Annotated in this window: 28 protein-coding genes; 5 read left to right on the top strand and 23 right to left on the bottom strand. The window is 43.5% G+C overall.

Annotation, left to right across the window (positions count from 1 at the left end; genetic code table 11):
• Window position 1: 1 nt before the first annotated feature.
• The 8 genes from ICN49_RS08320 to ICN49_RS08285 form a co-directional block, all read right to left on the bottom strand.
• Window positions 2-919 carry a SphA family protein gene (locus ICN49_RS08320; protein ID WP_216167436.1) on the bottom strand — a complete coding sequence of 306 codons (918 nt, stop codon included), beginning with the start codon at window positions 917-919 and terminating at the stop codon, window positions 2-4.
• A gap of 64 nt (window positions 920-983) precedes the next feature.
• Window positions 984-2,501, bottom strand: coding sequence for an arylsulfatase (locus ICN49_RS08315; protein ID WP_216167434.1), 1,518 nt, complete (start codon window positions 2,499-2,501; stop codon window positions 984-986).
• Window positions 2,502-2,533: 32 nt separating this feature from the next.
• The gene (locus ICN49_RS08310) at window positions 2,534-4,018 is read right to left on the bottom strand and encodes an arylsulfatase (RefSeq protein WP_216167433.1); all 1,485 of its coding nucleotides are present in this window, start codon (window positions 4,016-4,018) and stop codon (window positions 2,534-2,536) included.
• A gap of 177 nt (window positions 4,019-4,195) precedes the next feature.
• Window positions 4,196-4,594 (bottom strand): MAPEG family protein, encoded by a 399-nt coding sequence (locus ICN49_RS08305; RefSeq protein ID WP_216167431.1) that lies wholly within the window; start codon window positions 4,592-4,594, stop codon window positions 4,196-4,198.
• Window positions 4,595-4,627: 33 nt separating this feature from the next.
• A complete protein-coding gene (locus ICN49_RS08300; protein WP_216167429.1) occupies window positions 4,628-5,320 on the bottom strand; it encodes a DUF2461 domain-containing protein in 693 nt (230 codons plus the stop codon).
• Entirely contained in the window at window positions 5,317-7,149 is a 1,833-nt protein-coding gene (locus ICN49_RS08295; RefSeq protein ID WP_369411522.1) for a TRAP transporter large permease, read from the bottom strand. Before ICN49_RS08295 ends, ICN49_RS08300 begins: the two co-directional genes overlap by 4 nt.
• Window positions 7,146-8,159 carry a TRAP transporter substrate-binding protein gene (locus ICN49_RS08290; protein ID WP_216167427.1) on the bottom strand — a complete coding sequence of 338 codons (1,014 nt, stop codon included), beginning with the start codon at window positions 8,157-8,159 and terminating at the stop codon, window positions 7,146-7,148. The genes ICN49_RS08295 and ICN49_RS08290 overlap by 4 nt, the downstream gene beginning before the upstream one ends.
• A 120-nt stretch (window positions 8,160-8,279) precedes the next feature.
• Window positions 8,280-9,086 carry an SDR family NAD(P)-dependent oxidoreductase gene (locus ICN49_RS08285; RefSeq protein WP_216167425.1) on the bottom strand — a complete coding sequence of 269 codons (807 nt, stop codon included), beginning with the start codon at window positions 9,084-9,086 and terminating at the stop codon, window positions 8,280-8,282.
• Window positions 9,087-9,293: 207 nt separating this feature from the next.
• Between ICN49_RS08285 and ICN49_RS08280 the strand changes: the two genes are divergently transcribed.
• Window positions 9,294-9,668, top strand: coding sequence for a DUF2237 family protein (locus ICN49_RS08280; protein WP_216167423.1), 375 nt, complete (start codon window positions 9,294-9,296; stop codon window positions 9,666-9,668).
• Window positions 9,665-10,564, top strand: coding sequence for a histone deacetylase family protein (locus tag ICN49_RS08275; RefSeq protein WP_216167421.1), 900 nt, complete (start codon window positions 9,665-9,667; stop codon window positions 10,562-10,564). The genes ICN49_RS08280 and ICN49_RS08275 overlap by 4 nt, the downstream gene beginning before the upstream one ends.
• A 73-nt stretch (window positions 10,565-10,637) precedes the next feature.
• On the opposite strand, the gene ICN49_RS08270 is transcribed toward ICN49_RS08275, so the two are convergent.
• Genes ICN49_RS08270 through ICN49_RS08260 form a run of 3 tightly spaced genes read right to left on the bottom strand, consistent with a single transcriptional unit; the run spans window position 10,638 to window position 12,606 of the window.
• On the bottom strand, window positions 10,638-10,793 hold the full coding sequence (locus ICN49_RS08270) for a DUF2256 domain-containing protein (RefSeq protein WP_216167419.1): 156 nt from the start codon (window positions 10,791-10,793) through the stop codon (window positions 10,638-10,640).
• 8 nt (window positions 10,794-10,801) lie between these two features.
• Complete coding sequence (locus ICN49_RS08265; protein ID WP_216167417.1) at window positions 10,802-12,337, bottom strand: cryptochrome/photolyase family protein; 1,536 nt, start codon at window positions 12,335-12,337, stop codon at window positions 10,802-10,804.
• Window positions 12,334-12,606: a TIGR03643 family protein gene (locus ICN49_RS08260; RefSeq protein ID WP_216167415.1), complete on the bottom strand. Its 273-nt coding sequence runs from the start codon at window positions 12,604-12,606 to the stop codon at window positions 12,334-12,336. Before ICN49_RS08260 ends, ICN49_RS08265 begins: the two co-directional genes overlap by 4 nt.
• A gap of 59 nt (window positions 12,607-12,665) precedes the next feature.
• On the opposite strand from ICN49_RS08260, the gene ICN49_RS08255 reads away from it, so the two are divergent.
• Window positions 12,666-13,013, top strand: coding sequence for an HNH endonuclease (locus ICN49_RS08255; RefSeq protein WP_216167413.1), 348 nt, complete (start codon window positions 12,666-12,668; stop codon window positions 13,011-13,013).
• Between the two features lie 374 nt (window positions 13,014-13,387).
• Here ICN49_RS08255 and ICN49_RS08250 read toward each other — a convergent pair whose 3' ends face one another.
• The 12 genes from ICN49_RS08250 to ICN49_RS08195 all read right to left on the bottom strand — a co-directional run bounded on the left by ICN49_RS08250 (window position 13,388) and on the right by ICN49_RS08195 (window position 21,925).
• The gene (locus ICN49_RS08250) at window positions 13,388-14,626 is read right to left on the bottom strand and encodes an ABC transporter permease (protein WP_071465159.1); all 1,239 of its coding nucleotides are present in this window, start codon (window positions 14,624-14,626) and stop codon (window positions 13,388-13,390) included.
• 1 nt (window position 14,627) lies between these two features.
• Window positions 14,628-15,329 carry an ABC transporter ATP-binding protein gene (locus ICN49_RS08245; RefSeq protein WP_071465158.1) on the bottom strand — a complete coding sequence of 234 codons (702 nt, stop codon included), beginning with the start codon at window positions 15,327-15,329 and terminating at the stop codon, window positions 14,628-14,630.
• Window positions 15,330-15,337: 8 nt separating this feature from the next.
• Window positions 15,338-16,636: an efflux RND transporter periplasmic adaptor subunit gene (locus ICN49_RS08240; RefSeq protein WP_083393464.1), complete on the bottom strand. Its 1,299-nt coding sequence runs from the start codon at window positions 16,634-16,636 to the stop codon at window positions 15,338-15,340.
• 11 nt (window positions 16,637-16,647) lie between these two features.
• Window positions 16,648-17,991: a TolC family protein gene (locus ICN49_RS08235; RefSeq protein ID WP_255535473.1), complete on the bottom strand. Its 1,344-nt coding sequence runs from the start codon at window positions 17,989-17,991 to the stop codon at window positions 16,648-16,650.
• Between the two features lie 366 nt (window positions 17,992-18,357).
• Window positions 18,358-18,783 carry a hypothetical protein gene (locus tag ICN49_RS08230; RefSeq protein WP_083393462.1) on the bottom strand — a complete coding sequence of 142 codons (426 nt, stop codon included), beginning with the start codon at window positions 18,781-18,783 and terminating at the stop codon, window positions 18,358-18,360.
• 12 nt (window positions 18,784-18,795) lie between these two features.
• Window positions 18,796-19,236: a hypothetical protein gene (locus tag ICN49_RS08225; protein WP_255535472.1), complete on the bottom strand. Its 441-nt coding sequence runs from the start codon at window positions 19,234-19,236 to the stop codon at window positions 18,796-18,798.
• 36 nt (window positions 19,237-19,272) lie between these two features.
• Window positions 19,273-19,554, bottom strand: coding sequence for a hypothetical protein (locus tag ICN49_RS08220; RefSeq protein WP_255535471.1), 282 nt, complete (start codon window positions 19,552-19,554; stop codon window positions 19,273-19,275).
• A 44-nt stretch (window positions 19,555-19,598) separates the two neighbouring features.
• Entirely contained in the window at window positions 19,599-20,006 is a 408-nt protein-coding gene (locus ICN49_RS08215; RefSeq protein ID WP_071465156.1) for a winged helix DNA-binding protein, read from the bottom strand.
• A 29-nt stretch (window positions 20,007-20,035) separates the two neighbouring features.
• On the bottom strand, window positions 20,036-20,542 hold the full coding sequence (locus ICN49_RS08210; RefSeq protein ID WP_216167411.1) for a hypothetical protein: 507 nt from the start codon (window positions 20,540-20,542) through the stop codon (window positions 20,036-20,038).
• Between the two features lie 69 nt (window positions 20,543-20,611).
• Window positions 20,612-20,917 (bottom strand): hypothetical protein, encoded by a 306-nt coding sequence (locus ICN49_RS08205; RefSeq protein WP_216167409.1) that lies wholly within the window; start codon window positions 20,915-20,917, stop codon window positions 20,612-20,614.
• Window positions 20,904-21,476: an RNA polymerase sigma factor gene (locus ICN49_RS08200; RefSeq protein ID WP_215318733.1), complete on the bottom strand. Its 573-nt coding sequence runs from the start codon at window positions 21,474-21,476 to the stop codon at window positions 20,904-20,906. Before ICN49_RS08200 ends, ICN49_RS08205 begins: the two co-directional genes overlap by 14 nt.
• Window positions 21,477-21,484: 8 nt before the next feature.
• Window positions 21,485-21,925 carry a DUF3106 domain-containing protein gene (locus ICN49_RS08195; protein ID WP_216167407.1) on the bottom strand — a complete coding sequence of 147 codons (441 nt, stop codon included), beginning with the start codon at window positions 21,923-21,925 and terminating at the stop codon, window positions 21,485-21,487.
• Between the two features lie 144 nt (window positions 21,926-22,069).
• Between ICN49_RS08195 and ICN49_RS08190 the strand changes: the two genes are divergently transcribed.
• Window positions 22,070-22,738: a Spy/CpxP family protein refolding chaperone gene (locus tag ICN49_RS08190; RefSeq protein WP_216167405.1), complete on the top strand. Its 669-nt coding sequence runs from the start codon at window positions 22,070-22,072 to the stop codon at window positions 22,736-22,738.
• Between the two features lie 66 nt (window positions 22,739-22,804).
• Window positions 22,805-23,041, top strand: a complete 237-nt coding sequence (locus ICN49_RS08185) for a hypothetical protein (protein WP_216167403.1) — start codon at window positions 22,805-22,807, stop codon at window positions 23,039-23,041.
• The last annotated feature ends 16 nt before the right edge of the window (window positions 23,042-23,057 follow it).

Here is a 23,057-nt window from a genome sequence, read left to right as displayed (position 1 = left end):
ACTACTTTCCTAGTGGGATGCTGATGGTTGCAATCGTGGCATACCCTTCAACTCGGTTCTGCGCCCAATACTCTTTATAAGCACGCAAATTGATATAAGCCTGTTTTTTACCAATATTAAATAGATAGCCAATTTGTGGGCCAATGGCCGCCACGCGAGACTTAAAAGCGCCCATCTTATCCCCGCTACCAGAGTCCCCAGTGAGTTGGTAGTAAGCATATCCTGCAATACCCACTTGCCAGTTTTGCGACAAAAATTGAGAAATAGACCAGTCCAAGTGAGAGTCAACACCATTCTTGTAGTTGGTTTGGTTATTCATCCAGTTATAAGTGGCACCCAGTACACCAGAAAACTCAAGGCCAGTCGTATTATTTAAATAAGTGTAGCCCCCACCGGCATCCATTGCAGCATGCCCGATACCAATAGCCGAAAGACTGGTTGCGCTATATGTACCTACTGGAATATCGCCAGTCACATAGGTCATGAAATTATTATTACCTTTGTTCCACGCCAAACTGGCAAGGGGGTAAATATCAGTGCTACCGTTAACAGAATTAGCGCGATTGAATTCGACATTAGGGCTGGCAATGCTTGCAGATGCCGTGGTGGTATTTGCACCAGGACCCCAACCTACTCCAACATATGGTTGACCGCCGAGTATCTTTTCTTCAGCGGAATAACCCAACTGAAATAAGGCAATCGATTCCCTTGTACTTAATCCTGCATTAACACTCTCGCCGTGCTGAAAAGTTTTTGACTTATCTGCACTGCCGCTATAAACGTAAGGCATTAATACCAATGACCAACCAGGGTTGGATGGCACGGCTGCCATGCTGGCATATTGGCCAGACATCCAAAAAGGAACGCCGCCCTCATCCGCCAATACTGATTGTGACGAAAAGAAGCTGATTGAAATCAAAAGAAGTTTAGAAAAAATTCCTAAACTTCTTTTGCAAATCTGGCTATGCACTCAACATTCTCTCTTAACGCTGATTAAAGTTCGTTAAGTTAGCAGGTGGCGGGTTAGGGAACTTCTTAACCGAGGCAAGATACTCTTGAATTGCTTTGAATGCGTTAACTGAAATTGATTCATAATTTACTAACTGTAAGTCTTCATGCGGATCCATTTCAATGTTGTAAACCTTTGGGTAGTACATTGGAACTGAATTAGCAGCTATGCCGCCAAGCATTTGCTGTCCAGTGCCCGTACGATTCATATCCCTAAAATACATTCTCCACTGCTTCCAGCGAACTGCCACTAAGTCCGCACCAATAAATGACATTAAATGTTCGCGATTACCTGTTTTGCTCTTACCAGTAAGCATATCCAATTGATTCACACCATCAATGGCTCGATCTGTTGGTAGCTTAGCGCCTAAGATAGCGGCAAAGGTTGGCATAAAGTCCATGATCGAAAACATGGAATATGAAGTGGTATTTGGGACGATATGACCAGGCCAGCGAATAAAGCAAAAAGTTCGAACAGCGCCTTCAGTAGCCTCGCCTAAGTCCCCTCGAAATGGGCCATTAGATCCCATGTCAGGAGCACCAAGACCTAATCGATCATAAGTCATCATATATTGCCCAGTGCTACCATTATCAGAGGCAAAAACCAAAATAGTATTGCCCTCAATATTCATTTCTTTGAGGGCATCGATGATTTGGCCAACGTGGTAATCCCCCTCCATCAATTTGTCTCCATACTGACCAATGCGTGACTTACCTGCAAATTCTTTAGAAGATAGATTTGGAGAGTGCCCCATCGAAAATGGTAGATACAGAAAGAATGGTTTGCCAGCTGCATTTTCTTGCTTCATGAATGCAATTGATTTTTGAGTCAATTCATTATCAATCTCTGCTCTGACTTCCATCGTAAATGGCTTTACACGCTGAAGAGGTCCATTTCCCTTTTGCTGACTAATCCAAGGCCCCTTTTCATACAAAACCTTGTCGGGTACATTTGAATAGGAATGTGTTTGTATTGCTTGTGCAACGTAGGTCGCAGAGTCCCAAGAGACATCCGGCGGTAAACCGTAATACTGATCAAATCCGTGAGCACCAGGCAAACTCTGAGGTGATGCGCCCAAATGCCATTTTCCAAAAATTGCGGTTGCGTAACCTGCATCTTTAAATAATTGACCCATTGTGTAGGCTTTGCCTGGCAAAGTACTAGGAGTACCTGACTCTGCAACAAGTGACAAACCATTGCGAATAGAGTATTGCCCGGTCATTAATGCAGCACGAGATGGTGTGCATGCTGGCTCTACCAAATACTGGGTCAGCTTCAGCCCACTCTTTGCCAACTCATCTGTGCGCGGTGTAGGAGCACCACGTAATTCACCGCCACCATAAGGACCCATGTCGCCATAACCGACGTTATCCGCAAGAATGAAAACTACGTTCGGCTTCTTTTGATTGGATGCAGGAGTTGACTGGGCAAATACTGCAGGCGCAGCCACTGAAATAGACAAGAATCCAATCAGTAATCTTTGTAAAAACATTTCAATCCCCATGATGTAGTTAACGCAACTGCTTATTTATTCGAATAGCCCTTGAAATCTTCGCCTACTTTGATATTGGGGTATTTCTTCACACTTTGTTCATAACCCTCAATCCATTTAAAGCTCGGAGCATAAACCCAACCCAAGGTCAGATCCGTATACATCAGATTGTTATCTTCATGCGGATCGCTACTCAGGTCATAAATCATTGGAATCTGAGGTTTCACATAAGGCTTTCCAACAGAGGCTGGTGAGTCTGCATAACGGAAGATGTTCTTGTATGTTTTCCACTTAATTGACATTAACTCACCATCGATACCAAAGAATGGATAAAGATCGCGGCCAGTTGTATTGCTCTTGCCCAACATAAACGGGGCTGCATTAATGCCGTCGATAGGCCGATCTTTTGGCACTAAATTTGAGGCGCCAATCATTCCCGCTAAAGTAGGCATCCAGTCGACCGCCGCAAATATTTCTTGAGTAACAACACCCGAAGGTACATGACCTGGCCAACGAATCATCGCAGGAACACGCATACTCCCCTCGAACGGTACGTTGAAGAAATCACCACGCCACGGCCCATTAGTACTCCCTCCAATCTGAGGTTCTGCGCCACCAGTTGCATTGTCGCTACTGAAGACAAAGATAGTGTTGTCCTCAATACCCGCGTCCTTAACCGCTTGCATCACCTGCCCCACGCGATAATCCATTTCAGCAATAACATCAGCATTTACTCCCCCGCGTTCAGTCGACTTGCCCGCAAAGTTTGGATTGGACATTACCGGCGGATGCATTTCCGAGTAACCTACATAAACAAAGAATGGCTTGTTATCTGAGGCATTACGTTTAATGAAATCAACAGTTTTCGGAATAATGTATTTGCCATCAACAATAGGTCGTACTTTTAGATCTAGTGGCATTACTGCCTTGGATTGCTGACCCTTTTTGCCTTCCCAGAGCATTGGAACAGGAACTCCACTCTCTTTAAATAGCGGCCACTGTGTATAGCCAGACTCATCCCATGTATCGGGAGTGCCCCACCATTCATCAAAACCCTGGTCATTAGGCATACGGCCTTGCGTATTACCTAAGTGCCACTTGCCATATAGGGCAGTAGCATAGCCCGAATCCGAAAAGAGTTTGGCTATGGTGTATTCCCATGGAGCCATTCCAGCTTTACCTTGACCAGGCCAAGGTACTGTATACGTTCCCGATCGAACTGGATGACGCCCCGTCATGATGGCAGAGCGCGATGGGGTGCACTGAACTTCAACGTTGTAGTTATTAAAGCGAATGCCTTGACTTGCTAACTTATCAATATTTGGAGTTGGCACTGTTCCACCATAAACACCAAACGATCCCCACCCCGTGTTGTCAACCAGGAAGTAAACGATGTTTGGTTTCTTTTCAACAGAGGCTGTTTGTGGAGCAGTTTGAGCAATTGAGGTGGTTGAAGTCACTAGAAAGATTGCTAGAGACAGGCCAACGATTGAGCGTTTCAATTTACTAAGCTTCATTTAACACCCCTAAGGATTGATACATCTGGAGTACTAGGGCGGTGATTTAAAAAATACTAAATCTGCTCAAAGGACTAATTCTGGAATTTAACATGAAATTGATGTAGATCAAATGACATACACCCACCATTTCTGCTGAGGGTTTGGTTTTCGAGTGGGTCTAGGAGATTTATTACTCTAGCCAAGCAATCGGTACAAAGACCAACCCAAGTTCAATGCAATTAATGCAGTCAGCGTTCCAAAAGTAAACTTCATCCCTAAAACACGCTGACTGAAATCCGGTGGCGGAATATTCATTCCTTTGGCATGAATCAAGCGCCCAATGATCAACGCGATACCGGGAATAGCAACCAAGCACCAAGGAGCACCATTTAACTCAAGACAGGCAACCAGGATGATCCCAAATGGCACATATTCAGCAAAGTTACCTTGGGTACGAATGGCTCTCTCAAGATCTTCATGACCGCCACTTCCCAATCCAACCTTATTCTTTCTTCTTAGGCCAATGACGGCAAAGGAAAGTTTTACAAAGATGATAGTTAATAGAGAAGCAATGATTGAGGTAACTAATAACATCTAGGACTCCTAAAAAATTAGACCCTTAATAGTCTAATCAGAAAATTTGGCTAAGGCATGCCAACCAAAACTCAGTAGTGGCAGCATGTCTGTAGCAAAGCTTGAGACCTGTTTAATTAAGTCTTTTGAGCAAACAATCGATCGGGGCAACTGCTTTCTAATAATCCAACCCTTGAGCTTGATAGCCGATTCAATTTCTTTTGGCACATCAGCGAACCCTCTAGGAATACGGGCCAAAGTATGTGTGTAATCAAGATCGTAACCTTTGCGCTTCAAAGACTTCTCAAGTGATAGCCAAGCTTTTGGATTGTCCAGAATTCCTTGCCTTAGCTTTTTTAGAATATGGGCTTCAGGTTGCATGTAACCTGCTGCGCATCTACTCCCCAAAGGATCTAAACGAAAATATAAAACTCCGGGAGAATGCTTATCACCTGTTCTGGTAAATAAACCACTGGCATGCATGTTGTAAGGGTGTTTTGCCTTTGAAAACCGAGCATCTCGATTGATTCTAAAAAGTGATCTTTTGGGGTCGCCCCACAAAGGAACATCTTTCTTGGTTAAATTTTCTGAGAGCGCATCAGTAAAGTGTTTCATTGGTTCGCGCACAAAGTCTTCATATTCAGAACGATGTTCTGAAAACCACACTCTATTTTGGTTACTCGTTAACTCTTCCAAGAACTTGAAGGCCTTAGGACTAAATCCCAAAAATTCAATTACCAAACTCAAGATAAAAATCCAGTGGATAACCAAGGCACAAAGGCAATTACCAAAATTCCAATCAGTAATGCAAACAAGTAGCCCATGATTGGTTTGACGCCTTCATCAGGATTTACTTTGCCAATCGCACATGCAGCGTAATAACCAACCCCTAAAGGTGGTGCAAACAGACCGATGCCCATAGATAGAATGACAACCATTGCATAGTGCACTTCATTAATACCTAGCTGACGCGCCACTGGAAATAAGAGGGGGCCAAATAGAACGATTGCAGGAATGCCCTCTAGAACTGAGCCCAGGACCACAAACGCCAAAATTGAAATAAGCAAAAATAAGTTTGGACCACCATTAAGGTCGGCCATGATTTGCGTTACCACTTGAGAGAACCCAGACTGGGTCAATCCCCAAGCCATTCCGGTAGCGGCGCCAATGATCAATAAAATGGCTCCTGATAAAGAAGCGGTATCGATCAACATCGGTAGGATGCGCTTCACATCAAATTTTCGGTAAACCACAATTCCACAAATCAATCCATATACGATCCCGATCGTAGAGACCTCGGTAGCTGTAGCTACACCCTCCACCACCGCAGCACGTATGACAAATGGCAAAGCCAGTGCTGGAAGGGCTATCAAGAAAAGCTTAGACACTGCCAAAATCTTTGGACGCGCAACATTTTCAATCTGGACATGACGATTGCGCCACCAAACCAATAAACACAAAATGAGCCCTAAAATAAATGCAGGTAGCATGCCGCCTGTAAAGAGTGCGGCAATTGAAACCCCTGTTACGGATCCAATCGTAATTAATACCAGACTAGGAGGGATAGTTTCAGTTTGCGCCCCAGTAGCCGCCAATAATGCAACTAACTCGCCGGGCGGCGTATTGCGCTTCATCTCGGGAAACAAGGCTGGTGCGATTGCAGCCATATCGGCTGCCTTAGATCCAGATATGCCCGACACCAAATACATGGCACCAACCAACACATAAGAAAGGCCGCCGCGCACATGGCCAAGCAAAGAAGCTAAAAAGGCAATCATTGCCTTAGCCATACCAGTCATCTCCATCAAGAGACCAAGAAATACAAATAAGGGGACCGCTAACAAGACCATGTGTGACATGGCCTCATCCATACGGCCAATGACTACGGAGATAGGCATGTGGGTACTCAAACCCAAATAAGCGACTGTGCCCAGACCAAATGCAAAAGCAATTGGCACTCCCGCCAAAATACTAAAACCTGCCACCCCAACAAAAAATATTAATAAATTGTATTTGCCAAGATTGGCAAACCAAGGCGAGAAGTAATGCAAAATGCCGAATCCCAACAGAAACAACAGTACGCTGAAGGCAACTACTTTTAAGCTTGCAATTCTACCTAGCCGAAACAAACAGAAGAACATCATCAGAATAATGCCTACCGGAATAGCCGCAGCGCGCCAAGCATTTGAGATCTCAAGCGAAGGCGTGGTAACAATAATCTCTTCAAGGGCAAAGTGAAATGCAGGACGTAGGATGATGACGAGATAGAAAAAACAGGCCGCAATACCAAAAGCCTCTAGATATGCTCTTTTGCTCGCGCTTAATCTGCTGATACATGCCGTCATGCGCATATGCTCGCCACGCTTTAAGGCAATGACAGAACCCATCATTGCGAGCCATAGAAATAAAATGGAGGCTAATTCATCAGACCAAACTAATGGAGCATTCAGTAAATATCGCCCCACCACTCCAGAAAATAAAATCCCAATACAAGCCAGCACAAGAGAAGCAGCGAGCCACTCAACTACCTTGGCAACAACTGCTTCCACACCCGAGATAACACCAACTAAACTCACGCAAGCTTGCCCGTGTATTTCTCAAGCAAAGACCATGCTTCGTCCCCGAATTTCGCTTTCCATTCCGAATAAAAACCAGCCTGTCTTAATTTTTCACGGAATGGGTCTGCGTTAGTGGGGTTAATTGCCATACCCTTTGCCTGCAATTCTGCCTGTAGGCCATCATTCATCTTACGTACATCAGCTCTTTGAAGCACAGCGGATTCCGCAACATTACGAGTCACGATGGCTTGCAAGTCTGGGGGCAACTGCTCAAATAATTTTTTATTACCCATGAACCAATAACCATCCCACATGTGGTTTGTCAGCGAACAATATTTTTGCACTTCGTATAGCTTGGCAGTATAAATAATAGCTAAAGGGTTCTCTTGGCCATCGACTACTTTAGATTGAAGCGCTGAATAAACTTCAGCGAAATTTAATGGTGTTGGAGATGCGCCTAAAGCTTTAAATAAAGAGACCCACATTGGGCCAGGAGGGGTGCGCAACTTAATCCCCTTTAAATCCTCTGGCTTATTGATTGGGCGCACACTATTAGTGACTTCGCGATAGCCGTTGTCCCAGATCTTATCGAATGCAAAGATAGTGCCAGTCGCAGCGATTTGACGACGTACATAGGCACCCAACTCGCCATCCATTGCAGCCCATACCTGCTTGTAATCTTTAAATGCAAAACCTACGCCATTAATTTGTGCTTGCGGCACCAGCGAGCCCAAAATCAATGGTGACAAAGTCATAAAGTCCAACGCACCAGAGCGCAATTGAGACAGCATATCCGTATCATTTCCCAATTGATTGTAAGGAAATACTTGAATATCAACGCGCCCTTTTGTCTCCACTTTAATTTTGGACGCCATCTTATATGCATGAATATTTAATGGATGCGTAGCAGGCAAATTACTGCCAAACTTTAAATTAAACTCTGCGCTTTGTGCAAAGGCATTGCCAGCCACTAAAGGTAATGCTGCAATACCAGCATGCTTCATAAAGTCACGTCTTGTAAATGTCATCTTGTCTCCATTGGATTATTTTTAATACACTTTTAGCACCGCCAAATACTCATTTGGCAATACTCTTAATATACGGTCAGATTTTAATTAAACAGGAAAAATCAAGGGAAAACCAGCAGGCTAATCTCCACCGGGGGCTGCCATATTACGACGTAAGGTAGGCAATCCAACGCCAGATGCTTCAAAACCACCATCTACAGCAATGACTTGGCCATTAATAAATGTAGCGGCATCGCTACATAGGAAGCCAACTGTATTGGCCATTTCCTCGGGGGTGCCATAACGGCCCAAAGGAATAGCATCGTAATAATCCGAGCGTATTGCAACGCTATGCACAAGCTTAGCCATTTCGGTATCTACTGGCCCTGGCGCAATCACATTCACTCGGACATTCACATTACCTAGCTCTACGGCGTATTGCTTAGTTAACTGAATTAAAGCGGCTTTGCTTGTGCCATAAGCCACCCGTAAAGTGCTCGCCCTAAGGCCAGAGATGGAGGCGATATTGACGATTGCACCCCCACCATTTTTGACAATCAAACTACCAAATTTCTGGGAACATAAAAATGCACCATCTAAATTGGTTCCTAGTACCGTGCGCCATTCCTCATAGGAAGTCTCCAGGATAGGTTTAAATACAGCCACTCCAGCGTTATTTACCAAAGCATCAACATGCCCAAACTTGGAAATTACTTCATCAGCTGCACGACTTACTTGCTCTGGATTGGAAACATCACAATGAATACCCAAAACCTGATTTGCTTGGCCGATCCGTTCAACAGTTGCGTCAAGCGTAGCGCCATCAATATCTAAGAGAACAACCCTGTACTGATGGCGTAAAAACCATTCACCAATTGCAAGCCCAATTCCTCGCGCGCCACCCGTTACTACCGCTACGCGTTGTTTATCAGGGGAGTCTATATTCATTATGCTTTTCTAAAAATTGAAGCTTATTTAACAAAGTTATTGATTGCCCAATTAATTCTATAGGAATTACCTTTTAATTCTGACAAAAACCAAAAAGCAATCGCTTTCAAAGACCCCAAAAACCCAACATTTCTAGAGAGCGCTCTTGGATTCAAATAACATCTAAAATAAACTTCTTTTAAATCCAACCAATCAAATAAAAACCAGATGCCTAAAGAAGTTGATCTCAATGTTTTAGGGCAGCCTCTCGTCCCCTGCTCTTTTGATCCCTTAACTGGATTCTTTCGGGATGGTTGCTGCAAAACAGATGATAACGATCTGGGCAGACATCTGGTCTGCGCAATTGTTACAAAGGAGTTTTTGCAATTTAGCCTAGAAAAAGGCAATGACCTTATTACCCCAAGACCCGAATTTGCCTTTCCTGGCCTACTACCAGGCGATCAATGGTGCTTATGCATTAACCGTTGGGCTGAAGCACATGAAGCCGATTGTGCGCCTCAAATTAAGTTGGAGAGTACCCACATTAGCGCCCTTAAAACTGTCCCCCTTCAAACGCTAGAGCAATTTGCAGTTGTAGAGTGAAGGCGTTTTATACCGATCATTTTGTCTTACCATTGCCTTCTGGGCATCGCTTTCCAATGGAAAAGTACTCTCGTTTGCATGATCTTGTCGCTACAGTTCCAGAAATTGAACTCCTTGAGGCGCCTAGTGCAACTGATACACAAATTCTATATGCCCACGATCCAGGTTATTTGATTAAAGTACTTCAGGGCAATCTAAGTCCCGGGGAACAAAGAGAAATAGGTTTTCCTTGGAGCGAACAAATGGTTGAGCGTTCGCGTCGATCTTCCGGCGCTACCGTCGCCGCAGCCAAAACAGCCTTTAAAGAGGGCATCGCAGCCAATCTAGCTGGTGGCACACACCACGCTTATCGAGATCAAGGAAGTGGTTTCTGCGTTTTTAATGATTCTGTAATTGCTGCTAGGGCCTTACAAAAAGAAATTAATCCCAAACTTCAAATTGCAGTGATTGATTTAGATGTTCACCAGGGCAATGGGACAGCCTCTATTTTAAAAAATGATTCTTCTATTTTTACTTTATCAATTCATGGTCAAAATAACTTTCCCTTCACTAAGGAGCAAAGCGACCTAGACGTTGATTTGCCTGATGGTTGTGATGATCAAACTTATCTGAATGCACTTGAAGATTCTCTTGAAAAACTCAAGGCGCGCTTTTCAGTAGATTTCATTATTTATTTAGCAGGCGCAGATCCTCATGAACATGATCGGCTAGGAAGATTAAAACTGACTAAAAATGGGATACAAAGACGGGATGAAACAGTCTTTCAATATGCAATAGGACATCAAATACCTTTAGCCCTCTCAATGGCAGGAGGGTATGGAAAGAATATTGAGTCTACGGTTGATATTCATTTTCAGACAATAAAATCCGCGTTGAAATTTCAACTGCGGTACTAGGATTTTTTTCTTTCGTTTTGACTCTTGCTCGAGCGAAACAATATCTTAGAAGAAAGCTAGTAGCCATTTATATCTACACTGTAGGCGCTTTTTTCCTGCAAGCATCTGAGCAATATTTTACCGATTCCCAGTTTTTGGCCCACGACTTTCTCCACGTCATTTCTTTTTTACAGACAACACAAATTTTTCTTGGTAGAAAACTTTTATTACCCTTAAAAGAAGTGCTCATCTCCAACCCTATAGATTGTTCAGATTATTCAAGAGTTGATCGGCATGCTCCACGATCGACTTCTGGTCTTCATCACTAATTCTTTTAAGGTTTGCTGTCATCAGCCTTGCACGTGGGCTTGACTCAAACTGACTGCGATGTTTAATTAAAAAATTCCAATACAAAGTGGTAATGGGACAAGCGGCATCTCCAAAGCGAACATCTGGCTTGTACTTGCAGGAGTCGCAATAATTACTCATGCGCTTTATATAAGCACCACTGGCAATATAGGGCTTACTAGTGAAGCGCCCACCATTTGCGAATAGAGCCATGCCAGCGGTATTAGGAAGCTCTACCCACTCAATCGCATCAACATAAATGGCCAAATACCAATCACATACTTCTGATGGCAGTATCTCCGACAACAAAGCAAAGTTGCCAGTAACCATCAAGCGCTGAATATGATGGGCATAGCCATATCGTAATGTTTGACCAATGGCATCTTTCATGCAAGCCATATCGGTTTTCCCTGTCCAATACCATTTTGGCAAAGATCTTTGGTGGCCATAGTAATTATCTTTAGCCATCCGAGGCATATCAAGGTAATACATGCCCCTGACAAACTCACGCCAACCTAATATTTGCCGAATAAATCCCTCAACCGTGGAAAGATCTAAGGAGTATTTTTTCCATGCCTGCAAAACAGCATTAATCACTTCACGTGGGTTGAGTAACTTTAGGTTCAGTGAGCTCGAAAGAATCGAATGCCAACCAAGCGGGGTATCAGTCCACATTGCATCCTGAAATATCCCAAAATTTCTGAGGCGGTATTCCACAAAATACTCCAAGGCCTCTAAGGCTTGCTCACGGGTAACCGGCCACCAAAAATCATCTAGCGATCCAGGATGATCGGAATAGGTAGCGTTCACAAACTCAAGAACCTCTTTGGTAACTAAATCTGGCTCAAATAAAACTGGAGCCTCAATCATGCCGGGACCCTTTTTAGGATAGGGCTTGCGATTATCTTGATCAAAATTCCATTGCCCACCCTCAGGGTTTCCTTCTGAATCCACCAAAATATTGTGTGTCTTACGCATCAAGCGGTAAAAGTACTCTAGCCTTAGCTCTTTCTTGCCAGCTGTCCATTGAATAAACTCTTGATGTGAGCAATAAAAATGATCGTCTTCACGCATCTCAAGCCCAATCGATAATTCCTTTGCTAGTTCTTCTAGCTGCTGCTTTAAACGCCATTCACCCGGCTCAACACAGATCAAGTGTGTAATTCTCTCTTGGGCTATCTTTTCCTTTAAAGCTGCGACTATTGATAGAGGTGAGGCCTGAATGTATTCAAGCGGGTAATTAAGCTCTTTCAGGCTTTTCGCAAAGTGACGCATGGCCGATAAAAATAAAGCAATCTTTGCCTTATGGGACCAAACATACTGAGCCTCTGGAATTGACTCGATCATGACCACTTCATCGGTCTTAAAATCAAAATCTCTAAGGGCTGCCCCTTTTAAATCTAACTGATCCCCGAGAATCAGGACCAACCTTTTAAGAGAATTCATTTATTTTTATACTGAGTTGGGCAATATGCGCGAGCCACTAGCTTACTTCGAAGAGCAACATGCTTAGTCGCCCTCCCTGTGACGCGCTTACGACATAGCTCAAAAGAGCCTCGCTTGAGTTGATGGCGCATTAATAGGATCACTTGTGACTCGGATAAGCCAAACAATTTCTCGATTGCATCAAATGGCGTGCGGTCTTCCCAAGCCATTTCAATCAGGCGGGATATATCAGATTCAGAAAGTGTTTTTGGAGAGAATTTTGGCACCATGCAAGTTTATGACTTATTTACTAAACTTGTATTGCACATTAATATTTCAAAAAAATTATATGATTGGAAAAATACGCCGAAAGCTAATAACACTTGGGCCATCTCCATGCCCAAAAGAGCTTGAGATTGCGTGCCCTATTTGCGATCGCCTCATCCCAGAATCTCAAAAAGATGCTCATCACCTTATACCTAAATCTAAGGGTGGAAAAACTACCGAGTACCTACACCGCATCTGCCATCGCCAGATTCATGCGCTATTTACAGAAACTGAATTGGCTATGAAATTAAATACGGCCTTAGCCCTTCAAGAACATCCTGAAATGCAACGATTTATTCATTGGGTTAAATCTAAGCCTAATCACTTTTACGAAAAATCGCGCAAAAGTTCTCGCTTAAAAGAGAATTGAGCCTTACTTAAAGTGGCGCTCAAAAGACAAAACCCCCACCATTTCTGATGAGGGCTTGCTTTTCTGGTGGGCCCACCAGGACTTGAACCTGGGACCAAAGGATTATGAGAGCAGACATCCAAAGAAAACCATTAAGATTTCAAGAGGTTACGTCTCATAAATATCGGTGTGTGAGCTTTTGTGTGACTAGATTATCAAGATCACAATAAACGCTAGCTCACTCTTTGGTTTTCCAAACCATCGGAATTATTGAGCAAACATCTATCACTTGGTTGCTCCAAAGTGTTTTTTCTTGATGTGGTTGAGCGTTGCTAAAAGTAATACTTATTATGGATTGGAAGTCTTTGTCTAGTAGCGACACTAAGCTAATAAACCTATTCATAACGCAATGCTTGAATTGGCTGCATCATCGCCGCTTTTTTAGCTGGATAGAACCCGAAGAAAATACCAATCGCCGCTGAGAACCCTACTGCCAAGATAATAGAGATCAGGGATAACTGTATAGCCCATCCTGCCAATACTGCAATCAGTTCGGACGCCAAAAATCCAAGCAGTATGCCAACCAATCCTCCAAGAGTAGCTAAGGTCATCGCCTCCACTAAAAATTGCTCCAAAATATCCCTGCCCTTTGCACCAATTGCCATTCTCAAGCCAATTTCCCTAGTGCGCTCTGTTACTGACACCAACATGATGTTCATGATTCCGATCCCTCCAACCAAAAGACTGACAGAGGCTACCGCAGCTAACAATGCTGACATCACTTTGCTAGCCGCCTCCTGAGCCTCAAGTATTTCCGTAAGATTCCTAATCGTAAAATCATCCTCTGCTCCTATTTGGGTTCGATGACGTTGTCTCAACAGTTCAGCAATCTTTTGCTCTGTCACCTTCATATCATTGCCATCTTGAACCTTAACAGCAATGCTTCCAACCCTCGCAATTTTTCCCATTGCCTCACCAAAAATTCTGCGTCTACCGGTTGATAGAGGAACAAAGACGCCATCATCTTGATCTTGCCCTTGCATACTTTGTCCCTTTTTTTCTGCAATGCCAATGACAGTAAATGGAACGCCTTTAATTCTGACTTGCTGATCAATTGGATCTTCGCTACCAAATAACTGATTAGCAACAGTTTGGCCAAGAATCACAACCTTCCCAGCACCTGCAATTTCAGCATATTCAAACATCCGACCACTAGCGAGTGGCCACTCCCTGGCCTCGAAAAAATCAGGATTGACCCCATAAATAGTTGTGCCCCAGTTATTACTACTGGAAATGATTTGACCACCGCCCCTACTAATAGGGGCAGCATAGGCAACTTCAGGAATTTCTCTCAAAATTGCATTTGCATCATCCTCAGTTAGAGTTTGCGCATTTCCAGTTCCGAGACGCACCCCTGATTGCAATAATGATCCTGGAATAATGATCATTAAATTTGAGCCGAGACTAGAGATTTGTGCCTTCACGCGAGCCTGCGCACCGCCACCAACAGCAATCATCGTAATGACTGCGGCTACACCAATAATGATCCCCAGCATAGTCAAAGACGATCGTAGCTTATTGACTTTCAGAGCTTGAAAGGCGATGGCTAAGTTAGTTGCAATTTCAATCTTCATATTAGGCGTGATTTATTTTGATACCAATAACCTTGCCGTCCTTAAAGGTAATGGTTCGTTTTGCATAAGCCGCAACATCTGGTTCATGGGTAACTACGATCACCGTCATTCCCTGATTATTCAACTCCGTAAATAAGTTCATCACTTCTGAAGTGGTTTTGGAATCTAAGGCGCCAGTTGGTTCATCAGCCAAAATTAAATCCGGATCATTGACCAATGCACGCGCAATAGCCACTCTTTGTTGTTGACCGCCTGAAAGTTGATTCGGCATATTATCAAGTCGATCTCCAAGGCCCACTTGCTCTAAACGTTTTTTTGCATGGTCTAAACGCTCCTCTTTACTAAGACCAGCCAAAGGGCCTGAACGAGCATATAAAAGTGGGAGCGCAGTATTTTCAATAGCAGAGGTCCGATTCAATAAATTGAATTGTTGAAATACAAATCCGATCCGCCGATTACGAATATCCGCTAGGGAATCTGGATCAAGTGATGCCACATCTTCGCCAGCTAGAAAATACCTACCGTTACTGGGCTGATCTAAACAGCCAATCATGTTCATGAAGGTGGATTTTCCAGATCCAGATGCACCGACAATAGCTACAAAATCACCAGAATCAATATCAATGGAAACAGAATCTAATGCGTGGACAACTTGATCACCTACGCCATATATTTTTGAAAGATTTTCGGTATGTATGAGCACGAAATTATCTAAAACATCCTGGGGCCGTTTTGACGCTTAGGAGATCCCTCTTTAGAGCCTGGAGATTGAATGCCAGTAATAACTAAATTCCCTACTTGAAGAGGAAACTTGGAGTCTGCGTCTGGCAAAAGTTCTGTAAAGCTTCCATCGGTCATTCCAGTCCGAATTTTTAGCTCTATCGGCTTATCCTGCAGGCCACTTCTATCTAGTAGCCACACTTTTCGTATTCCGGAAGATCCCCATCCCCCGGCCCCGCCTCTTGAGGTGCGAGGACTGCCGGTAGTATTCCCAGCTTGAGATGACTTAGCAGCAAGAGAATCATCGGCACTTGGCATCCTAAATCGTAATGCGACATTTGGAACCTTAAGAACCTTTTCTCGCTTATCAAAAATAATGCGAACATTAGCAGTCATGCCGGGTAATAATTTTAAATCTGGATTGTCCGCAGAAATTAATACTGTATAAGTAACGACGTTTTGAATGGTGATAGGCGCTTTGCGAATTTGCAAGACCTTAGACTGAAAAACCCTGCCTGGAAATGAATCTACCGTAAAACTGGCGTCCATTCCTTCCGATAAGCGACCAACATCGGATTCATCAATAGATGCCTCAACCTGCATTTCAGCTAAATTCTGCGCAATGATGAATAACTCAGGCGCCTGCAAACTTGCTGCCACCGTTTGGCCCACCTCTACGCTACGCTTTACAACTACCCCATCAACTGGCGCATGAATTACTGTGTCGTCCAAAGATTTTTTTGCCAAATTCAAAGCGCCTAAGGCGGCCTTGTATGCCCCCTCAGTTTGAACAACTGCCGATTTAGAAATAAAGCCTTTATCGACTAACTTAAGGTTGTAATCATGATTACGCTTTGCCAACTCATAATTAGCAAGAGCTTGGTCATAACGAGCTTGATATTCTCTTGGATCAATTCTAGCGATAACCTGCCCCTGCTTTACAGGTGAATTAAAGTCCACATCGAGCTCTTTAATCATTCCCGTTACTTGCGTACCAACAGTTACAGACTTCACTGGATTTAATGTCCCGCTTGCACTAACCGTAGCCACAATGGGCCCTTCTTCAATAGCGGCTAACCTGAAGTCAGGACTGTTAAGGCCAAATGTGACTTGAACCCCTTTAATCAAAACCAACAGAAAAAGGCTACCAACAAGAAAAATGCATAAAAGACGTAGCCATGTTGATTTGACCCGAGAAGCTAGGGGTAGTCGATCAACCATCAAATTCAAATACTTGAGAGATAAATCAAAATATTTGACGATATTAAGCTTCAAGTTTTTTACTGTCATATTTGCTCAATTTAACGCAATAATGAATTAATCGCTAAGAGATCCTCATCCGATAAGGTAGAGGCGCTTGCCTTTAATCTGATGGCATTCAAAATCGTACTGTAGCGCGATTGCAGCAATTGAGAGCGCGTCGTAAACAGGGTATCTAGTGCTATTAGTACATCAATGTTAATTAAAGTACCCACTTGGAAACCCAGCTTGCTCGAGTCTAGAGCAGATTGGGATGAGCGTTCAGCTGCCTCATACGCCTTTACGCTAGCGAGTCCACCATAAAAACCGGTGAAGGCCGCGCGGGTGTTTTGCGCAGCAGTACGGCGTGCATTGTCATAATTTGCTTTGGCAGCATCAACTAAAGCGGCATTTTGGCGAATGACAGAACTATTAAAGCCACCAGATACTAAGGGAATGGTTAATTGTAAGCTCAGGGTGTTGTTGTATACACTAGTCTGTGCAGGTTGATAACTATTAGGCGTGCCGTTAGAGGTGTTGTATCCACTTGTACCCACTAAATTAAGTGAGGGATAGTTCAGCGCTTGGGCGGCACGATAGGTGCTCTCGGCAAGCGATATCGAGAGTTGACCAGCAAGCACCTTAAAGTTGGCAACTTCAGTTTGTCCAACCCAGTCATCTAGGGTTTGGCCAGGAGGTAGCTGTGGGTTCACGCTCTCGGCAATCACATTGCCTTTGGCATCCTTGGATATCGCCCTAGGATCCTTGAGCACACCATCAATCTTGGCATCTTTCACCAAAGGCCTTAGCTGACCAACCGGATGGCCAACGAGTTGTTCTAATACGCCACACTTTACTACCAAGTCAGCTTGCGCAGCGATCTCTTGCGAGTTCGCTAAGTCATAACTCGCTTGCGCCGTATTGACATCGACAATGGTAGCTAGGCCAGCATCAAATTTGGCTTGGGCAACTTCTAATTGCTGCTTAATGAGGCCTTTTTTATTGCGATAGAGCTCAACGTTATCCTGGCTAGTCAGTGCATCAAAATAGGCCTGCGAGACCCGCAAAATGAGATCTTGCTGAGCCTGGTAAAAATTCATATCCGCAATTTTGGTATTGAGGTCACCCTGTTTAAAGGCCTCTAGTGCGGCTATATTGAATACGGGCTGAGTCAAAGTGACGGTGTAATTCTTTTGATCAAATACCCGTGAATTGCCTGGGCCTGCTGCCACTACGGTTTGACCAACACCATGTTGGTAATAGCGCGTACCGCCAGGGGTGGCACTGGCCTGAGGAAGTAGTAAAGAGAGGCCTTGCCAAAAGAGCTCTTTACTAGCTTGGTAGTTAAAGCGGGCAGCTGTCAGAACGGGATCGCTAAAGGCAGCATCTTGATAAAAATGTATCAAATCCTTGCCATCAGATACTTTGCCAACTGAACTTATTGATATCTCTTTAATTAAAATCGCAGGCTGAGATTTAATAACGATTAGAGGAGGAGTATCTAAGTCAACTAGTTGTTGACTGTTATTGATGATTGGTATCGCAGGTTGGGGCCCGAAAATATTTTGGGCATAAACACTAGCGGCACTATAAATACATAAAAAACTAATGCACCATCTGAAAATAAAAAATAGGAACTTCTGTTTACTGAACACAAATAATCCATTGCCTATTTATATAAAACATTTTATTCCTAGATTTAGACTTCTTTATAACAGTTATAGACCCAACTAATCCTAGCTGGGCAATTTCACGCATTTTGCAAATTTAGACTATCTCGCGGGATAACTAGGCACCTGATTGCCATGGGCATACATACATTGAATATATGCCGTGTTGTATTGACTCTGGCTTTGATTTTGTTTATTTGCAGCATTGCTTGCACCAATTGCAGATCCACCAAGCAAGCCTAAACCAGCACCCGTACCAACTCCTTGATGACTCCCTCCCCCAATGACAGCTCCCGCTGCTGCACCTAACGCCGCCGCTACCGCTGCGCTAGTCATACCTTCTTTTAGAGCGGCATTTGAAGTGCCCTCAACGCTTCCGCTAGCAAACTGACGGCATTGCTGATCCTCCTTTTGAAATATCTCAAAAGGCTTTCCTTGCGCGGGCATCACTGCAATTGTTGGCCCCGTTGGCGCAGATGTACATGCAACCAAGCTAATTACCGCACTGATAAGTATTAATTTCTTCATATTCATTCTTTACTATTGTTTAGGTGGGATAGCAGGAACACTCTTCCAGCCTGCCGGACACTCCGCAACATACGGGTAATACCCTTGGGATGCCTCACAAAAATACCAAACTGATGGCAGTGGTTGACTAGCAAGAACTGCTGGTTTTGGCGAAGAAATCGAAACCACTGGGGGCGCACCGACTACAACTCCAGGAATATAAGGGTCTGGATAAGGATAAATTGGACTTGGGTATGGGTAGTAAACGCCGCCCACTACCCAATACCAGCCAAAGCGCCCTTGGTATCCGCCGTGATACCAATTACCTCCCCGCCAAACTTGCACATGTCTCTCATGAAAACGATGCATTGGGTATGGACCAGAACCCCACTGAGCCAAAACAGGCAAAGAAGCAAAAATACAAAGCACTCCCAATACAGCAGCCACTAATCTATTGACACTAATTACCCTCAAAACCATCCCCCAAAAAATCTATCTCATAAGAAAATATTAATGGTTTACAACCGCAGCTCCTGGCACTGGAACTAAACCCTCGGAGTCATCCGTCTTAACGCATCTGAATCGATATTCATCACCAGATTTAGAGATAAAACTTGCTCCAACATAAAAGTCAGACCTACAATTTTTGTTTGCATAATTCATTGCCTCTTGAGGGCCATCGGTAGAGTTGATCAGACGCAAGGAATCCATGGTCATCACTACTTCAGATGATCCACAAGCAGACAAAGCTAATAGCCCTAGTAATAAGAATAACTTTGAATACATCGGCATCCAACCTCCTTCACAACATCGATAGACCAAACTCAGACAATGCTTCAATTTGCATATGCTTGTTCGGCGGAACCAAGAGCTCTCTCAAAATTATCTGAAAGCATTTCATAACGCTTCATGGCCAATTGCGTTGGATATACATGCTTTTTCCTAGCGTCATCTTGGTCAGCTATCAGATTGATCAGCCCTTTCCTCTCAAGGCTCTTAACTCTTCCATGCAGTGTTGCCTGAGAGGCTATGCTTGCAATAGATATAAGATCTTTCACCAATATAGGCTCATCTTGCTTTGTCGCCATTAAAACAAGCTTATTCAGCAATGATTCCTCTAGCGGGTCAAGCTTTTTCCATCCACCTGTCGAATCAATAACATCTATAAGATGTAAAAAACGAATATACGCTGATAGTGCAATACTCTTTTGAAGAATTTGCTTTGTTTTAGCCAATCTTTCCATATTCAATACCTTTACCAATTACTTATGCATCAATTAATCTTGTGGGTAGATTCATAGTTAATCCATTGCGATTGAGCTGTCTGCATAAGCTCATACTTTTCTTTATTTGCCTCGCCTATGGAAATTTTCCTAGACAACAAGTTCTCATAAACCAGATCGACTTGGTTATAAAAGTTCTGGTAGATACCCGCTAACTCCGGTACGGGAAAATGACTAGATATTGCTCGGCATTGATTTGTAGAGGCTAAGTAGGCCGTTAGTGCCCTTGCTTCTTCATCCGTAATTTTGTTTTCAGTAGTGAATAAATTCATCTTATGATCTGACTTGGGCACGATTTCAAATAACTCATTATTGACAACCTTTGCCTCATCACTCTTCTTGGTCTGATTGATGCAATTAGCAAATTGCTTTTGTGTCTCTGATATTTGTTGACGAACGGTTGGCTCTGGCGTTGCCTGAAACATAGCATTTTGAGAATAAGTCAAACCCACCATTCCCATGGTAGTGAGTATCGCTGCTAATAGTTGCTTTTTCATGATTATCCTTTTGTTAAAAAGGCCCCAAAAACTCCTTTGAGTTCAAGGGGCAAGGGAGAACGCTGTAGATTAAATAGTTGAGAGGCTTAATTCAGATAAGGCGTCAATTCGATGCAACTCTTCTTCCGGAGATGTCAGCAGATGCTGACCCAATAACACGGAAGCAGTGATGATTGCTATCGCAATCAATGCGACAAGCCTAGGATGCAATCTAGCAAGAACCAAAACCTCAGAGAATCGATCCGTTGGTTGATCTCCCTTAGAGACAGCTCGTTGCCAATCTTGATAAATGCGTTTTTCAAAATGGGTAGATGACTCTTGCACTTCGATTTGATCTAACACTTTCTTTAAATGTTTTTTATCATTCGCTCGCATGAGATTCACCTTTTTCTAATTCCATCTTGAGTTTCAACTTAGCCCTATATAACAATTGATCGACGCTATTCTTATTCATACCCATTGCCAGACCAACTTCTTCTGCCGTCATATCTTGATAGGCCCACATCAACATCGCCATTCTTTGTTTGCTACTTAAAACATCCATTGCCTTTTTAATGCTTTCTGGGCTGACGCCCTCTGCGATACTCCACTCAATCTCTTTTATGGGTTGATGCTCAATCTCATCAAACTCCTCGAAGAATCCCTTATTAATACTTTTGATCCGATCCAAACAAAGATTGCTCACGATTGCGTAAAAGTACGTAAAAAGTCCCGACTTTCCCGCAAACGAATCGGCACTTTTCCATAAGCGAATAAAGGCCTCTTGTACGACATCTTCCGCATCTTCTTTGTTGCCAAGCATCTTCCAGGCCAAGGAATATGCGGGGGAACTCAGTAGGTGAATGACTTCTTTTGACGCCTTGGAATCCCCCGCTACAGCTCTTTTTAATAAAGCCTGTTCGATGCGGTGTTGCTTACTAGGAAATAAAGTCAAGCTGATCCTTAATTGCTCATTGGCTTATTCCAATGCTCTTTTTCGTGAGGGTGCGTCTTCATCCACTCTTCACGTTCTTTTTTCATCTCAAGACGCTCTTCAGGAGTCATTGCTGCAATCATGGCTTTGCGGTTATCGCGCAGCTCTTTCTTTTGCTCAGGGCTTAGTGCCTGCCACTGAGCGTGCATTTTGTCGCGCAATGCCTTGCGCTCTTCGGGGCTGAGCGCCTTAAATTTGGCATGAAGTTTTTGGCGATATGCACGGCGCTCTTCTGGAGTAGCTTGTTTAAATTGCTCTCGCAAATCCTTGGACATTTGCAGGCGTTGCTCAAAGCTCATATTAGCCACCACTTGAGGATCCTGTGGCTCAGGCAAAGCTGCGCTTGCAATACCAATCGCTCCCACCATCAAAATACTTGCCATCATTAAACCTTGCATCGTTCTTTTCATCTATTTCTCCTTATTTGTTAATTCTTAGACGCGGGCGCCTATAAAAAACTTACGACCAAGACAAAATAATTATTTTCTTTTTAGAGTAAGTATTTCCCAAAATTACTGTCTAAGAAGAGTTAAGGATATCCAGTTGAAAGAAATATGAATCGAGCCATCATGCCATTGCGCTCAATTATCTTGAGTTTTCTAGTTTTAGTAGCAATTTTGCCCATTAAAGAGTCTTTTGCTCAATGGGGCGGATCCCAAGGCTCTGGAATCCCAGGAATGCCTGGAATGCGAAGGGGTGCCGGGCGCAATGCCTCTAATCCCGACTCTTCCAGCACATCGGCAAATACCCATATCTCAATGCCTACTCCAGGCTCACATCTGCTGACTTATGAGCAAATCGAAATTGGATTGTCTCGCCTTGAGGAAAGTCTTAAGCTAACACCCGAACAAAGCAAGGCTTGGGGTAATTTTGCAATCAAGGTGAGACTTTATGCGAGTGATGTTGCCAAAGAAAGGGCTAAATTGAATAACGATAGTTCCGCCACTATTGATGGACTGAAATTTCTAAGTCAAACTACTGAAGATGCAAAAAATCGATACACCAGCTTAAAAGAGGTAGATGAGACTGCCAAACCGCTTTACAAACTATTGAGTGCTGAGCAAAAGGCATCTTTTGATAGCAAAGTACCTACTTTTATTAATGCAAGCCCAAAAAGGCTGGCGCCAAGCCAACCAAACTACAACTTGCCAGAACTCGGTGGATCACCATCGCCCAACCAAAACCCTGGGTCAGGTACCTTGCCAGGCTACATTCGCCAGTAAATGCGTAACCCCAACAATCTAAGTGGTCATATTCTGCCGACTTCAGGCGCAATGCTTGGGGTATGCATGACCGTTATCAGCATTGTGAAGCTAACCCAAACAAACCGAGGTATTGCCTATTGGGTAGATGACCTCCTAGCCCTAGATACCCTCATCTTTCTAGCAAGCTCTATCTTTTCATACCTATCGATTCGAAGTAATTCAAAAAAGGTTTATTTTGAAGATATTGCGGATAAGTTCTTTATGCTCGCATTGATCTGCATGGGTGCCGCAGTCTTACTCCTAACATATGAAATTGTGTAGGCAGTGCGATGGCTGT

Source organism: Polynucleobacter finlandensis, assembly GCF_018881755.1.
Classification (GTDB): Bacteria; Pseudomonadota; Gammaproteobacteria; order Burkholderiales; family Burkholderiaceae; genus Polynucleobacter; species Polynucleobacter finlandensis.
Note: the sequence above shows the minus strand (reverse complement) of the source record. Positions and strands in the feature narration are given on the sequence as shown.